The organism is Microbacterium testaceum, from assembly GCF_001476655.1.
Classification (GTDB): Bacteria; Actinomycetota; Actinomycetes; order Actinomycetales; family Microbacteriaceae; genus Microbacterium; species Microbacterium testaceum_C.
Map to the genome: position 1 here is coordinate 1 of NZ_LDRT01000087.1, position 14082 is coordinate 14082.

The following is a 14082-nucleotide window of genomic DNA, read 5'->3' on the forward strand; positions in this document are numbered from 1 at the left end:
CCCCGACACGGAAGGCCGGCATCCCCGCGGGGATGCCGGCCTTCCGTGTCGGGGTCGGACTCAGCGCTTCTCATCGTCGAGGCGGGCTTCCTCGGCGCGCTCGAGGCGGTCCTTCTCCTTCTGCGCGGACTCCCGCTCTTCGCGGATCTCCTCGTGGGACTTCGAGTTGTTGGTCATGCGTGGGTCCTCTCAGGCGGTCTTCTTGGGTTTGCGGACGAACAACGTCTCGGTCTGCTCGAGCTCCATGCCCTTGGTCTCGGGGATCTTCCACAGGACGAAGACGAACGACAGGGCTGCGAAGAACGCGTAGCCGCCGTAGGTGATGGCGAGCGACCAGTCGGCCAGCTGCGGGAACGTCCACGAGACGAGGAAGTTGGCCAGCCACTGCGCACCGGCGGCGACGCCGAGCGCCTTGCCGCGAATCCGGCTGGGGAAGATCTCGCCGAGCAGCACCCACACCAGCGGACCCCACGAGGCACCGAAGCCGACGACGAAGAGGTTCGCCGCCACGAGGGCGACCGGCGCCCAGATGCCGGGGAGCGAGACGTCCTGCCCCGAACCGGTGGCGAACGAGAACGCCAGCGCCATCGCACCGAGCGACAGGGCCATCAGCGCCGAACCGACGAGCAGCAGGGGCTTGCGCCCGACCCGGTCGACGAGCCAGATCGCGATGAGGGTCACCAGCACGTTCGTCACCGACGTGATGACGCCGATGAGCAGCGAGTCGCTCTCGTCGAAGCCCACCGCCCGCCAGAGGCTCGTGGAGTAGTAGAAGATCACGTTGATGCCGACGAACTGCTGGAACACCGACAGGATGATGCCGATCCACACGATCGGCTGAAGGCCCAGGGTCTTGCCGGCGAGCGAGGCGCCCTTGTTCTTGCGGTCGGTCTCGATCGCGCTGGTCAGCTCGTTGATGGTCTTGTCGAGGTCGGCCGGGGGGACGAGTCGGGCGAAGATCGCGCGGGCTTCGTCGGAACGGCCGCGCGCGAGAAGGAAGCGCGGAGACTCCGGCATCGTGAACGCCAGCAGTCCGTAGACTGCGGCGGGGACGACACCGACCAGGAACATCCAGCGCCAGGCCTCGAGGCCCCACCACAGCTGGTTGTCGGCCGTGCCGCCGGCGGCTCCCACGAGGAGGGCGTTGCTGAGCAGCGCCGCGAAGATGCCGAGGGTGATCGCCAGCTGCTGGAGCGACGCGAGACTGCCACGGATCTGCCGGGGAGCGACCTCGGCGATGTACGCCGGTGCGACCACGGAGGCGATGCCGATGCCGAGACCGCCGATGACGCGCCAGATCGTGAGGTCGAGCACGCTGAACGTCAGCGCCGAACCGATCGACGACGCCAGGAAGAGCACGGCGCCGACCATCATCACCTTGAGCCGACCGAAGCGGTCCGAGAGCGCGCCGGCGGCGATCGCTCCGATCGCGCAGCCGATGAGGGCGATCGCGACGACGAAGCCGGTGAGGGTCGGGACCTTCGTGTACTCGGTTTCGATCGACTGCACGGCACCGTTGATGACCGAGGAGTCGAAGCCGAACAAGAACCCACCCACCGCCGCCGCGACCGAGAGCACAATGGCTCGTCGGCCGAAGGGGCTTCGCATGGTGAAAGCGTTCGCGGGGATGGACTGCGTCTGACTCACCCGCTCAACGTACTCCTCTCACCAGACGGGTGGCGGAAGCCTGACTACAGTGGAACAATGCCCGTTTCCCTCCTCGGTGCCGCCGAGATCCGCCGGCTCGCGACCGAGCTCGACGTCACCCCGACCAAGAAACTCGGGCAGAACTTCGTCGTCGACGCCAACACGGTGCGCAAGATCGTGCAGGTCGCCGAGGTCTCGGCATCCGATCGTGTCGTCGAGATCGGCCCAGGGCTCGGGTCCCTCACCCTGGCGATCCTCGAGACGGGAGCCGCGGTCGTGGCCGTCGAGATCGACCACCGCCTCGCCGAGCGCCTCCCCACGACCGCCGCGGACCACGACGTGCCCGCCGACAGGCTGACGGTCATCGGCGCCGACGCCCTCCGGGTCGACAGCCTGCCGGGCGAGCCGACCGTTCTCGTGGCCAACCTCCCGTACAACGTGTCGGTGCCGGTGCTGCTGCACTTCCTCGAGACGTTCCCCTACCTCCGCAGTGGCGTCGTCATGGTGCAGGCCGAGGTGGGGGAGCGCCTCGCCGCCCCTCCCGGGTCGAAGGTGTACGGGGCGCCGAGCGTGAAGGCGGCCTGGTACGGCTCATGGCGACTGGCGGGCACGGTGTCGCGGCAGGTCTTCTGGCCCGTTCCGAACGTCGACAGCGTGTTGGTCGCCTTCGAGCGGGATGCCGAACCCCGCGGCACCGAGGAGCACCGGCGTCGCACCTTCCAGATCGTGGATGCCGCGTTCCAGCAGCGCCGCAAGATGTTGCGGCAGGCGTTGTCGGGCGTCCTCGGCGGCACGGCGGCGGAGGCATCGGCCCAGCTCGAACGCGCCGGGGTCGATCCCACGCTGCGCGGTGAGCAGCTCACGGTCGACGACTACGCCCGCATCGCGGCGCTCTGACACCTCACCCCGGGCCGGCGAGACGCTGGTTCTTCCGGCGTGCCCGCGGAGCGCGCGTGGTGCGATCGGGTGAATTCGTGTGGCGTTCATCTCGCGTTCGTGAAACATGCCTGTAACATTTCAGCCCAACCGGGAGCATCACGCCGGTCACGAGGTCGCACCCGACGACCCGAGAGGAACGAGATGCGTTACGCCGAGTACCCCCGAGCCGAGAGGGTGCTGCTGCACCTCAGTGACACCCATCTGCGCGCCGGCGGGGCCCCGCTCTACGACCGCGTCGACTCCGAGGCCTACCTGGCCCGCGCGGTCACCGCGATCGAGGCATCTGGGGTCCGTCCCGACGCCCTGGTCTTCACGGGCGACCTCGCCGACTTCGGCGAGAGCGACGCGTACGACCGTGTCCGCGCGCTCGTCGAGCCCCTCGCCGAGCGCCTCGAGACGCGCGTCGTGTGGGTCATGGGAAACCACGACGACCGCGCGACGTTCCGCTCCCACCTGCTTCCGGGCGACGTCGCCGACCCGACCGCGCCGGTCGACCGCGTCGACGAGTTCGACGGCCTCCGCATCGTCACGCTCGACACCTCGGTCCCGGGCTTCCACCACGGCGAGGTGACACCCGAGCAGCTCGCCTGGCTCGCCGATGTGCTCGCGACGCCCGCGCCGCTCGGCACGATCCTCGCGCTGCACCACCCGCCCGTGCCGAGCGTGCTCGACCTGGCCGCGTCGGTGGAGCTGCGGGACCAGCGCAGCCTCGCGACCGTGCTCCGGGGGACCGACGTGCGGGCGATCCTCGCCGGTCACCTGCATTATTCGACGTTCGCGACCTTCGCGGGCATCCCGGTGTCGGTGGCCTCGGCCACCTGCTACACGCAGGACCTCATGGTGCCGGTGGGCGGAACCCGTCCGCAGGACGGCGCGCAGGGCTTCAACCTCGTGCACGTCTACGACGAGACCATTGTGCACTCGGTGGTGCCGCTCGGTGCGGCCGAGGAACTGCAATACGTCGATGCCGCCGAGTCGCGAGAACGTCTGCGCGCGGCGGGCATCGAGGTCCCGGCGAACCGCGGGCTCAGTGGGCCGGTGTCGCCGCCGACGACGCCGTTGCCGGTTCTGCGCTGACGCTCGTCTTCTCCCACGGGGCCGCGACGGGGAAGTAGCGCTCCAGGCATGCGCGAAGCGCGGGCACCCGCACCTCCTCGGGGATCTCGGGAACGCTGCCGTCGTTCAGGCAGAACATGTCGGTGTCGCGACGCGAAACGAGGCGTTCCATCGTGCGCAGCGAATCCAGCTGCGTCGTCTGCACGTAGCGCGTGCGCGGCTCCGTCGTGACCACCGCCCGTCCCGTGGCCAGCGCGTAGTAGTGATACAGGCTGTTCGTGACCGAGATGTCGGTGGCGGAACGGAAGCGGCTCGCGGCCGTGCGGGCGTAGTCCTCGGCGAACTCCTGCTCGAGCTCGAACGCCACCGAGCGGCGCAGCGGCGTCGCGCAGTGCTCGAGGTCGAGGGTGATGACCCGGCCGAAGCGCTCCTTCAGCAGGGCGCGGTTCACGCGCAGGCCGTTGTCGTGTCCCGAACGGTCGACGTGGGCTGCCCCGCTGCCGATCCGGATGCCGCTCTCGACGAACCGGCTCACGCCACCGCCGCTGAAGAACAGTTCCGGTGTCACCGGACGGCCGAAGAACATGTCGTCGTTGCTATAGAGGAAGTGCTCGGCGAGACCGGGGATGCGATGCAGCTGCGCCTCGACGGCGTGCGAGTTGTGCGTGGGCAGCACAGATGGATCGGCGAAGAACTCCTCGCTGCGCACGATCGTGACCTTCGGGTGATCGGCGAGCCACTCGGGGGTGGGGGAGTCGGTCGCGATGAAGATCCGGCGCACCCACGGGGCGTACATGTGCACGCTGCGCAGGGCGTACCGCAGCTCGTCGACCTGGCGATACCGCGCGGCGTTGTCGTCGCCGTCGCCCACGACATAGCCCTGCATGCGCGCGGCGCGCTGACGTTGGAACTCGCTCGACGAGCCGTCCACCCACGAGAACACCATGTCGATGTCGTCGACGAACTCTTTCGGGTGCGGGTCGAACATGCCCGCGACGGTCTGCCACCGGCGTCCGTAGCGCTCGACCTCGACGAGGTCGAGATCGGCGCGGGCGAAGCGGCGGCGGGTGAGGGCGCTGGGGCGCGGAGCCTCGACCGTCTTCTCGCCGAAGCGCCAGAACTCCAGCCGCGGGGCGAGCGCCGCCCCGTAGCGGTACGAGCCCTCGGTGGACGTGCGGGGGCGGAAGACGGCGTACGCCTCGACCGACCCGGGTGAGGGGGCGACGCTGTGCGCGGGAACGGGGTCCTCGCCGCGCGCCTTGAGGTACACGGGGCCGAGCTCGGGGTCGCGGAGGGCCGCCAACGCCGTCGCCGCGTGGACCGTGTCGACGACGAGCTTCGGCCGACGGTTGGCGTCGCGCACGAGCATCACCGAGACCCCGGCGCCCTCGATGGCCTCGGCGACGGTGAGCAGGTCGGTGCGCTCGGCATCCGACGGCGTGGAGGAGTCGTCGATGACGTGCAGGATGCCGTCCAGCATCCGGATATCGGATCGCGAGAGAAGGGCCCGCCAGGGATCGGTGTCGATCGGAAGGGGAACGATCGAGCGCATATGCGGCCTCCTCAGGGGTCGATGGTGAATCCGTACACCGTAGATACTCGGCGTTACGGGAGCGTTTCGGCGCCGGGGCCGAAGCAGGGGGGTGGGCGCGCTACTGTCGAAGAGTGACTGATCCCGCTCGATTCGGCCCGGACGTACCCGACCTTCACCGGCCCTACAGCGCGCGGGATGCGCGACATTCCAGTGTCGCATACCGCCAGGTGGGTGGGAGCGGCCTCTACCTGCCGCCCATCTCGCTCGGACTGTGGTGGAACTTCGGCGACAACGTGCCGTTCGACCGTCAGCGCGAGGTCCTCCGCCACGCGTTCGATCGGGGCATCACCCACTTCGACCTCGCGAACAACTACGGCCCGCCGTACGGTTCGGCCGAGACGAACTTCGGCCGCATGATGCGCGAGGACTTCGGCCGCTACCGCGACGAGCTCATCATCTCGTCCAAGGCCGGGTACGACATGTGGCCAGGGCCCTACGGCAACTGGGGGTCGCGCAAGTATCTCCTGGCCAGCGCCGACCAGTCCCTGAAACGCATGAGCGTCGACTACGTCGACATCTTCTACTCGCACCGCGTCGACCCGGTCACCCCGATCGAGGAGACCATCGGAGCCCTCGACACGCTCGTGCGCCAGGGCAAGGCGCTCTACGTGGGCATCTCGTCCTACAGCGCCGAGCGCACGGCCGAGGCGTCCGCCGTCGCCCGCTCCCTGGGAACGCCGCTCGTGATCCACCAGCCGTCCTACTCGATCCTGAACCGCTGGGTCGAGGACGGTCTGACGGCGACGCTCCGCCAGGAGGGGATGGGTGCGATCGCCTTCACGCCGCTCGCCCAGGGACTCCTCACCGACAAGTACCTCGACGGGGGCCAGGCCGACCGCTCCCAGAAGCGGTCGTCGCTTCCCGACCGGATGCTGACGGATGCCGCCCTCTCCGCGCTGCGCAGCCTCAACGTCATCGCCACCGAGCGGGGGCAGACCCTGGCGCAGATGGCGCTGCAGTGGGTGCTTCGCGACGAGACCGTGGCATCCGCCCTCATCGGCGCCTCGCGCACCGAGCAGCTCGACGAGAATCTCGCCGCGCTGGACGGTCCCGCATTCGACGCCGAGGAGCTCGAGCGCATCGACGCGCTGTCCGAGGCCGCCGACGTCGACCTCTGGCGGGCGTCGTCGACATCATGAGCTCCACCGAATCGGTCCGTGTCCGGGCACCGGGGAAGATCAACGTCTTCCTCGAGGTCGGCGACGTCAAGGACGACGGGTACCACGACGTGGCCACCGCCTATCAGGCCGTCTCGCTCTACGAGGAGATGACCGCGACGGCCGCCGACGACTTCACGATCGAGGTCGTCGCGCGTGGGCCCGTCGACGTCGCGGGCGTGCCCACCGACGACCGCAATCTCGCCGTGCGGGCGGCGCGCCTGCTGGCGGAGACCGCGGGGATCGACCGCGGCGCCCACCTCTCGATCGTCAAGGCCGTGCCCGTCGCCGGTGGGATGGGCGGCGGGTCGGCGGACGCGGCGGCAGCTCTCGTGGCCTGCGACGCGCTGTGGGGTCTCGGGATGCCGACCTCGGAACTGGTGCGGCTCGCCGCGCAGCTCGGCGCGGACGTCCCGTTCGCGCTCCTCGGGGGAACGGCCGTGGGAACGGGGCGCGGCGACGAGCTCAACCCCGCGCTGGCACGCGGACGCTTCGACTGGGTGCTGGTGCCGAACGAGGTCGGGATGTCGACGCCCGTCGTCTACGGCGAGCTCGACGCGCACCGCGAGCGCCACGCCGTCGACATCGGTCCGGCTCCGCGCGTCCCGGCCGTGGCGCCCGAGGTGCTCCACGCACTGCGCCAGGGCGACGCCGGAATGCTGGCCGCATCGCTGCGCAACGACCTGCAGGCTCCCGCTCTTCATCTGCGACCCGACCTCGCGCGGGTTCTCGAGCGCGGCGAGAGCTCCGGAGCCCTCGCCGGCCTGGTCTCCGGGTCGGGCCCGACGCTCGCGTTCCTCGCGGCCGACGAGGAGTCGGCGATCGATCTGCAGGTCACGTTGAGCGCCGCCGGGCTCGTCGCGTTGCACGTCCACGGGCCTGTCGGCGGCGCCCGCGTCCTCTGAGCGACCCGCACCCTAGACCAGCCCGTCACACGGGGCAATGTTCGTTTTGCCCGGCATCGACCCGGTTAGCCTCTCGGGAGGTGGTCGATCCACCGCCGGGTGCCGTGCCCGCGGGGCCACGAAGGGGGTTCGCCATGAAGGCAGTGCTCGACGGCGTCGTGATCGCCGAAGCCGACCGCGATGACGTGGTGTCGATCGAGGGCAACTGGTACTTCCCGCCGCGCGCGGTGCGCGAGGGTGCCCTGAACGAGAGCCCGACCCCGTACACGTGTCCGTGGAAGGGCGCGGTCCAGTACTGGAACGTCTCGCTCGACGGCGCGGAGCTCGCCGACGGCGCCTGGTCGTACCCCGACCTGCGCCCCGGCGCGGTCGAGCGCGTGGGCACCGACTTCGCGGGGTATGTGGCCTTCGATCGCAAGGTCGTGGTCTCCGACTGAGGTCGGGCACAGCATGATCGAGTTCTCGACCGTTTCGAAGGTCTTCCCCGACGGCACTCGCGCCGTCGACGACTTCAGCCTCGTGATCCCCTCGCGCAAGACGACCGTCTTCGTGGGATCTTCGGGCTGCGGAAAGACCACCCTGCTCCGAATGATCAACCGGATGGTCGAGCCCTCCGCGGGCACGATCTCGATCGACGGCGACGACATCGGCGGCAAGCCCGCCGTCCAGCTGCGCCGGAGCATCGGCTACGTCATGCAGAACTCCGGCCTCTTGCCGCACTTCACCGTCGCGGACAACATCGCCACGGTCCCCGTCCTCCAGGGGAAGAACCGCAAGTCCGCCCGCACCCGGGCGCTCGAACTCATGGAGACGGTGGGCCTGGACACCGCGATGGCCGATCGGTACCCGAGCCAGCTCTCGGGCGGACAGCAGCAGCGCGTCGGCGTGGCGCGCGGACTCGCGGCCGACCCCAACATCCTCCTCATGGACGAGCCGTTCGGTGCCGTCGACCCGATCGTGCGCGACGAACTGCAGCAGGAGCTCCTCCGTCTGCAGAGCGAGATCGGCAAGACCATCGTGTTCGTCACGCACGACATCGACGAGGCGTTCCTGCTCGGCGACCAGGTCGTGATCCTCGAGAAGGGCGCGCACATCGCGCAGGTCGGTTCTCCGAGCGAGATCGTCGAGAACCCGGCATCCGACTTCGTGGCGAGCTTCATCGGCGCGGTGAAGGGCAAGCGGGCCCTCCACCTCAAGCAGACCCCGAACGGCACCGTCGTCGTGGATGCCGAGGGGCGAACGCAGGGCGCACTCGTGGAGGACTCCCACCCGTGAACTGGGTAGGCAACAATCTCGAGCTGATCGGGGAGCTGACCCTGGTGCACCTGCGCCAGAGTCTCATCGCGCTGATCGCCGGCTTCATCGTGAGCATCCCGATCGGATGGGTCGCGTGGCGGTACCGCCTGGTGCGCAGCAGCGTCATCACGATCACCGGGCTGCTCTACACGATCCCCTCGCTCGCGCTCCTGATCCTCGTCCCCGTCCTCACGGGCTGGTACAGCATCATCAGCGAGAACAACCTCATCGTGGCGCTCGCCATCTACGCGGTGGCGATCCTCGTCCGCGCGGTCGCCGACGGACTCGATTCCGTGGATGCCGGGGTGCGTCAGGCCTCCACCGCGATCGGCTACGGCTCTTTCCGGCGCTTCTGGGCGGTGGAGTTGCCGCTCGCCGGTCCCGTGGTGCTCGCGGGGCTCCGCGTCACCTCGGCCAGCACGATCGCTCTCGCGACGGTCGGCATCCTCGTCGGCATCCAGAATCTCGGCTACCTGTTCACGAACGGTCTGCAGCGGCGCATCATCCCGGAAGTGTTCGCCGGGGTCATCGCCGTCGTCGTGCTCGCCCTCGTGATCGACCTGCTGCTCGTCCTCGCGGGTCGTCTGCTCATGCCCTGGACGCGGGGCACGAGGACCGTGTCGCGCATCTCCAACCGGACGCTGGTGAAGGCATGAACCTCATCGGCGACGCGTTCGCCTGGATCTTCTCGGGGGATCAGAGCCCGTTCGACCCGCTCGGCCAGGCTCTGGGCGTGCAGCTGCTGTACACGGTCATCGCGGTCGTGATCGCGGGAGCGATCGCCATCCCCCTGGGCTGGATCATCGGCCACACCGGAAAAGGGCGCGAGACGGCGGTCGCGATCTCCGGAGCGGCGCGTGCCGTCCCGTCTTTCGGTCTGCTGATCCTGCTGACGCTGCTCCTCGGTGTCCTGCACAAGCCCGAGGCCGCCGTCATCTCGTTCGTCATCCTCGCGATCCCCTCGCTCCTCGCCGGCGCCTACACCGGTCTCGAAGCGATCGATCGCCGTGTGATCGACGCGGGACGCTCGATGGGCATGACCGAGATGCAGATCTTCTGGCGCATCGAGGTCCCGCTCGGGCTGCCGTTGTTGGTCGGCGGCATTCGCGCGGCGACCCTGCAGGTGCTGGCGACGGTCACGATCGCGGCCTACATCGGCCTCGGCGGGCTCGGGCAGTACATCATCGCCGCGATCCCGCTCCGCCGCTTCGACATGCTCATCGGCGGCGCCATCCTGGTGGCGGTGCTCGCCCTCGTCACCGACGGGCTCTTCGCCCTTCTCCAGCACCTGGTCGTGCCCCGTGGCATCCGTGTCGCCGGTTCTGCCCAGCCGCAACGGCGCTCCGCCCGTCGGCGTCGCGCCGAGGCCCTCGCCGTGGGAGCGCCCTCCGCGCCCCCGGCGCCCTCCTGACCCACCCGATTCCCGAATCACCAGAAAAGAGAGCACCCATGTTCACAGCACGAACCCGGAAGGGCCTCGGCCTCTTCGCCGGCCTCGCGGTCGCCTCGCTCGCCCTCGCCGGTTGCGGCGGAGGATCGAGCGACCCCCTCAGCAACGGCGGCGGCGACGCCTCGGCCTCGTCCGACGAGATCGTCGTCGGCTCGCAGGCGTACTACTCGAACGAGATCATCGCCGAGATCTACGCGCAGGCACTCGAGGGCGCCGGCAAGACCGTGAAGCGCCAGTTCCAGATCGGTCAGCGCGACGCCTACATCCCGCTGCTCGAGGACGGCACCGTCTCGGTCTTCCCCGAGTACACCGGCAACCTCCTGCAGTTCTTCGAAGCGGACACCACCGCCCGGAGCGCGGATGACGTCTACAAGGCCCTGCCCGCGGCTCTTCCCGAGGGTCTCGAGGTCCTCGACCAGTCGCCCGCGACCGACCAGGACTCGGTCACCGTCACCAAGGCCTTCGCCGACGCCAACGGCCTCACCTCGATCGCCGACCTCGCGAAGGTGACCTCGGGTCTCACCCTGGGCGGGAACTCCGAGCTCGCCGATCGCCCCTACGGCCCGAAGGGCCTGCAGTCGACCTACGGCGTGAGTGTGCAGTTCTCGGCCACGGGTGAGACCACGGTCGACGACCTCATCGCCGGCACGATCCAGGTCGCGAACGTCTACACGGCCGACCCCCGCGTCAAGACCGACAACCTCGTCAACCTGGCCGACCCCAAGGACCTGTTCCTCGCGTCGAACGTCGTCCCCGTCGTGAACGCGAACGTCGCCTCCGACGTGTCCGACGTGCTGAACAAGGTCAGCGCGAAGCTCACGACCGAGGGTCTCATCGCGATGAACGTCGAGTCGACGGTCGACCAGAAGTCGTCCGCCGACATCGCGAAGGAATGGCTCTCGGCCAACGGCCTCTGAGTCCTTCCTCCCCGTCGGGGCCGTCCGGTTCGCCGGGCGGCCCCGTCGTCGTTTCCGGATGCCTCGACCCGGCGCGCTCGACGACACCTGCGCACCGCGTAGCCTGGGACGGATATGGCACATCTGCTCGGGGGCGAAGCCCTGCACCTGGAATACCCGACCAAGGTCGTCTTCGACTCCGTCTCGCTCGGCGTGAACGAGGGCGATCGCATCGGAATCGTCGGCCGCAACGGCGACGGCAAATCGAGCCTGCTCGGCATGCTCGCCGGCATCCGCGAGCCCGACGGCGGGCGCGTGACGGTGCGCGGCGGGGTGACCGTGGGCGTGCTCGATCAGCAGGACACCCTCGACGACGACGACACGATCGGCCACGCGGTGGTCGGTGACCGGCCCGAGCACGAGTGGGCGGGCGACGCGCGCACGCGCGACGTGATCGCCGGGCTGCTCGGCGACCTGCCCTGGGACGCGCGGCTCGGAGACCTGTCCGGCGGCCAGCGCCGCCGCGTCGCCCTCGCGAAGCTGCTGTCGGGCGACTGGGACGTGCTCTTCCTCGACGAGCCCACCAACCACCTCGACGTCGAGGCCATCACGTGGCTCGCCGGACACCTCAAGAAGCGCTGGGCGCCGTCGGCCGGCGGACTGCTGGTCGTCACGCACGACCGGTGGTTCCTCGACGAGATCTGCAACACCACGTGGGAGGTGCACGACCGGATCGTCGAGCCCTTCGAGGGCGGGTACGCGGCGTACATCCTGCAGCGCGTCGAGCGCGACCGCCAGGCGGCATCCATCGAACAGCGCCGACAGAACCTCGCCCGCAAGGAGCTCGCGTGGCTGCGCCGCGGAGCCCCGGCGCGCACGTCGAAGCCGAAGTTCCGCATCGACGCCGCGAACGAGCTCATCGCCGACGTGCCCGAGATCCGCGACAAGGTCGCCCTGCAGTCCCTCGCGGTCGCGCGCCTCGGCAAGGATGTGGTCGACCTGCTCGACGCGGGCGTCGCGTTCGGCGAGAAGACGGTGCTCAAGGACGTCGAGTGGCGCATCGCGCCGGGGGAGCGGACCGGCATCCTGGGTGTCAACGGCGCGGGCAAGTCGACGCTGCTGAACCTCGTCACCGGGTCGCTCGAGCCCACGTCCGGACGCGTGAAGCGCGGCAAGACCGTCAAGGTCGCCACGCTGACCCAGCGCTTGGACGAACTCGACCAGCACCTGAACGACCCCGTCCGCGTGGTCATCTCGAACCTCCGCACCACCTACGCCTTCGGCACCGGGTCGAAGGCGCAGGAGCTGACCCCCGGGCAGCTGCTGGAGCGTCTCGGCTTCTCGAGCGCCCAGCTCTCCACCCCGGTCAAGGATCTCTCCGGTGGGCAGAAGCGGCGCCTGCAGCTGCTGCTCGTGATCCTCGACCAGCCCAACGTGCTGATCCTCGACGAGCCCACCAACGACCTCGACACCGACATGCTCGCGGCCATGGAAGACCTGCTCGACTCGTGGTCGGGCACCCTCATCGTCGTCTCGCACGACCGATACTTCCTCGAGCGCGTCACCGACCAGCAGTACGCGATCCTCGACACGAAGCTCCGCCACCTCCCCGGGGGAGTCGACGAGTACCTGCGCCTGCGGGCGCTCCAGGATGCCGAGCCCTCGAGGCCGGCGGCATCCGGATCCGCTCCTGCGGCTCCGGGCCTGCAGGGCGCCGATCTTCGCGCGGCGCAGAAGGAGGCCTCGGCCGCCGAGCGGAAGATCGAGAAGCTTCAGCAGCAGATCGACAAAGCGAAGGCGGCTCTCGCCGACCACGACCAGGCGGACTACGTGGGGCTGGGCAAGGAGATGGAGCGCATCGGCGCGATGGAGTCCGAGCGCGACGAGCTCGAGGCGCGGTGGTTCGAGCTCACCGAGGCGATCGGCTGACGCCGCGTCGTCGATGCGGTGCCGTCGATGCGGCGTCAGATCGGCCTCAGTGGAAGCCGTACTCGAGCACGACGATGAACAGGCCGAGCATCGCCGTGGCGAGAGCACCGAGCAGGCGGGCCCAGATCGGGGCCTTTCGGCTCTGGAAAGCGTGGTACCCGAGGATCGCGAGCACCCCGAACGTCGCGAGCATGCAGTAGTCCACGGCGTCGGCGAGGCTCCCGCCGCTCGCGTCGACGATCACCAGCACGAGGATGGGCGGGACCGAGGCGTAGAGCATTCCCGCGCCGTGGCGCAGGGCGTTGCGCGTCGCCCCGCGGAAACCGTGCTCCGCGTGCTCGGTGAGAGTGTGGGCGAAGACGTGCGCGATGAAGAAGATGATCAGACTCGCCACGGAGGTCGCGAGCATGTCCTCGACGTCGTCGGAGTGGTCCTCGGCGATGGTGACGAACGCGGTGAACACGATCAAGCCGTAGATCGCCGCGGGCGAGCGGAAGCGCACGTCGAACCAGGCGACGACGCGGCGCCACCAGGGCGCGGCCTGCACCGTCTCGCTCACGCGTCGAATCCCATGCTCAGCTTGCGCAGCAGCGTGGCGAGGCGGTCGCGGTCGCTGCGCGACAGTCCGTCGAGCAACAGCGCCTCCGCGTCGACCAGGCGCGTGATGGCGGCGTCCACGCGGACGCGCCCGTCGTCGGTGAGGGTCACGAGAATGCTCCGTCCATCGCCGGGGTCGGCCTCGCGGCGCACGAATCGGCGGGCGACGAGCCGATCGATGCGGTTGGTCATGGTGCCGCTGGAGACGAGGGTCTGCTGCAGCAACTGCTTCGGGCTCAACTGGTACGGCTCCCCGGCGCGACGCAGCGCCGAGAGGACGTCCCACTCCCACGACTCGATGTCGCTGCGACGAAACGCCTCTTTACGGGCGATGTCGAGGTGGCGGGAGAGCCGCGCCACGCGCGAGAGCACTTCGAGAGGGGAGAAGTCCAGATCGGGGCGCTGGCGCATCCAGGCATCGACGATACGGTCGACCTCGTCGCTGTCCCCGTGCGTGCTCACGCTCTCATTATGGCGAGAGCGTGCGCCCCGCCGACGCGCGGGTGGCGCGTCTGGCAGACTTGACCGGTGCCCTCGGGCACGATCCGCCGTGGTGTAACGGCAGCACGACAGCCTTTGGAGCTGTTAGGTCTAGGTTCGAATCCTGGCGGCGGAG

General features: G+C 69.4%; 14 protein-coding genes and 1 tRNA gene. 11 read left to right on the top strand and 4 right to left on the bottom strand.

The genetic code is table 11. The features are described from left to right. Positions 1-189: 189 nt before the first annotated feature. Positions 190-1608, bottom strand: a complete 1419-nt coding sequence (locus NS220_RS12700; protein WP_440589464.1) for a sugar porter family MFS transporter — start codon at positions 1606-1608, stop codon at positions 190-192. A gap of 96 nt (positions 1609-1704) precedes the next feature. Between NS220_RS12700 and rsmA the strand changes: the two genes are divergently transcribed. Together rsmA and NS220_RS12710 are read left to right on the top strand one after the other, a co-directional pair. Continuing rightward, positions 1705-2544: a 16S rRNA (adenine(1518)-N(6)/adenine(1519)-N(6))-dimethyltransferase RsmA gene (rsmA, locus tag NS220_RS12705; protein WP_058624418.1), complete on the top strand. Its 840-nt coding sequence runs from the start codon at positions 1705-1707 to the stop codon at positions 2542-2544. Positions 2545-2727: 183 nt separating this feature from the next. Then, positions 2728-3663: a phosphodiesterase gene (locus NS220_RS12710; RefSeq protein WP_058624419.1), complete on the top strand. Its 936-nt coding sequence runs from the start codon at positions 2728-2730 to the stop codon at positions 3661-3663. On the opposite strand, the gene NS220_RS12715 is transcribed toward NS220_RS12710, so the two are convergent. Then, on the bottom strand, positions 3614-5194 hold the full coding sequence (locus NS220_RS12715) for a stealth family protein (RefSeq protein WP_058624420.1): 1581 nt from the start codon (positions 5192-5194) through the stop codon (positions 3614-3616). The two genes, NS220_RS12710 and NS220_RS12715, sit on opposite strands and share 50 nt — an antisense overlap. A gap of 113 nt (positions 5195-5307) precedes the next feature. On the opposite strand from NS220_RS12715, the gene mgrA reads away from it, so the two are divergent. The 8 genes from mgrA to NS220_RS12755 all read left to right on the top strand — a co-directional run bounded on the left by mgrA (position 5308) and on the right by NS220_RS12755 (position 12869). Continuing rightward, positions 5308-6375, top strand: a complete 1068-nt coding sequence (mgrA, locus tag NS220_RS12720; protein ID WP_058624421.1) for an L-glyceraldehyde 3-phosphate reductase — start codon at positions 5308-5310, stop codon at positions 6373-6375. Next, positions 6372-7298, top strand: a complete 927-nt coding sequence (locus tag NS220_RS12725) for a 4-(cytidine 5'-diphospho)-2-C-methyl-D-erythritol kinase (protein ID WP_058624422.1) — start codon at positions 6372-6374, stop codon at positions 7296-7298. Before mgrA ends, NS220_RS12725 begins: the two co-directional genes overlap by 4 nt. A 134-nt stretch (positions 7299-7432) precedes the next feature. Beyond that, entirely contained in the window at positions 7433-7735 is a 303-nt protein-coding gene (locus NS220_RS12730) for a DUF427 domain-containing protein (protein WP_058624423.1), read from the top strand. Between the two features lie 13 nt (positions 7736-7748). Further along, positions 7749-8573, top strand: coding sequence for an ABC transporter ATP-binding protein (locus NS220_RS12735; RefSeq protein ID WP_058624424.1), 825 nt, complete (start codon positions 7749-7751; stop codon positions 8571-8573). Then, entirely contained in the window at positions 8570-9250 is a 681-nt protein-coding gene (locus NS220_RS12740; RefSeq protein ID WP_058624425.1) for an ABC transporter permease, read from the top strand. Before NS220_RS12735 ends, NS220_RS12740 begins: the two co-directional genes overlap by 4 nt. Continuing rightward, complete coding sequence (locus NS220_RS12745; RefSeq protein WP_058624426.1) at positions 9247-10005, top strand: ABC transporter permease; 759 nt, start codon at positions 9247-9249, stop codon at positions 10003-10005. Before NS220_RS12740 ends, NS220_RS12745 begins: the two co-directional genes overlap by 4 nt. A 38-nt stretch (positions 10006-10043) precedes the next feature. Further along, positions 10044-10961, top strand: a complete 918-nt coding sequence (locus NS220_RS12750; protein WP_058624427.1) for an ABC transporter substrate-binding protein — start codon at positions 10044-10046, stop codon at positions 10959-10961. Between the two features lie 114 nt (positions 10962-11075). Further along, positions 11076-12869, top strand: coding sequence for an ABC-F family ATP-binding cassette domain-containing protein (locus NS220_RS12755; RefSeq protein WP_058624428.1), 1794 nt, complete (start codon positions 11076-11078; stop codon positions 12867-12869). A gap of 46 nt (positions 12870-12915) precedes the next feature. Here the strand turns inward: NS220_RS12755 and NS220_RS12760 are convergent, their stop codons facing one another. Beyond that, the gene (locus NS220_RS12760) at positions 12916-13428 is read right to left on the bottom strand and encodes a hypothetical protein (RefSeq protein WP_058624429.1); all 513 of its coding nucleotides are present in this window, start codon (positions 13426-13428) and stop codon (positions 12916-12918) included. Next, complete coding sequence (locus tag NS220_RS12765) at positions 13425-13877, bottom strand: MarR family winged helix-turn-helix transcriptional regulator (protein WP_058624448.1); 453 nt, start codon at positions 13875-13877, stop codon at positions 13425-13427. The genes NS220_RS12760 and NS220_RS12765 overlap by 4 nt, the downstream gene beginning before the upstream one ends. A gap of 133 nt (positions 13878-14010) precedes the next feature. On the opposite strand from NS220_RS12765, the gene NS220_RS12770 reads away from it, so the two are divergent. Further along, positions 14011-14082 (top strand) — tRNA-Gln (locus NS220_RS12770).

Coding starts and splice junctions, on each gene's coding strand:
- rsmA (WP_058624418.1), top strand. CDS start 1,705: ATGCCCGTTTCCCTCCTCGGTGCCGCCGAGATCCGCCGGCTCGCGACC.
- NS220_RS12715 (WP_058624420.1), bottom strand. CDS start 5,194: ATGCGCTCGATCGTTCCCCTTCCGATCGACACCGATCCCTGGCGGGCC.
- NS220_RS12730 (WP_058624423.1), top strand. CDS start 7,433: ATGAAGGCAGTGCTCGACGGCGTCGTGATCGCCGAAGCCGACCGCGAT.
- NS220_RS12710 (WP_058624419.1), top strand. CDS start 2,728: ATGCGTTACGCCGAGTACCCCCGAGCCGAGAGGGTGCTGCTGCACCTC.
- NS220_RS12725 (WP_058624422.1), top strand. CDS start 6,372: ATGAGCTCCACCGAATCGGTCCGTGTCCGGGCACCGGGGAAGATCAAC.
- NS220_RS12745 (WP_058624426.1), top strand. CDS start 9,247: ATGAACCTCATCGGCGACGCGTTCGCCTGGATCTTCTCGGGGGATCAG.
- NS220_RS12765 (WP_058624448.1), bottom strand. CDS start 13,877: ATGCGCCAGCGCCCCGATCTGGACTTCTCCCCTCTCGAAGTGCTCTCG.
- NS220_RS12755 (WP_058624428.1), top strand. CDS start 11,076: ATGGCACATCTGCTCGGGGGCGAAGCCCTGCACCTGGAATACCCGACC.
- NS220_RS12700 (WP_440589464.1), bottom strand. CDS start 1,608: ATGCGAAGCCCCTTCGGCCGACGAGCCATTGTGCTCTCGGTCGCGGCG.
- NS220_RS12735 (WP_058624424.1), top strand. CDS start 7,749: ATGATCGAGTTCTCGACCGTTTCGAAGGTCTTCCCCGACGGCACTCGC.
- NS220_RS12750 (WP_058624427.1), top strand. CDS start 10,044: ATGTTCACAGCACGAACCCGGAAGGGCCTCGGCCTCTTCGCCGGCCTC.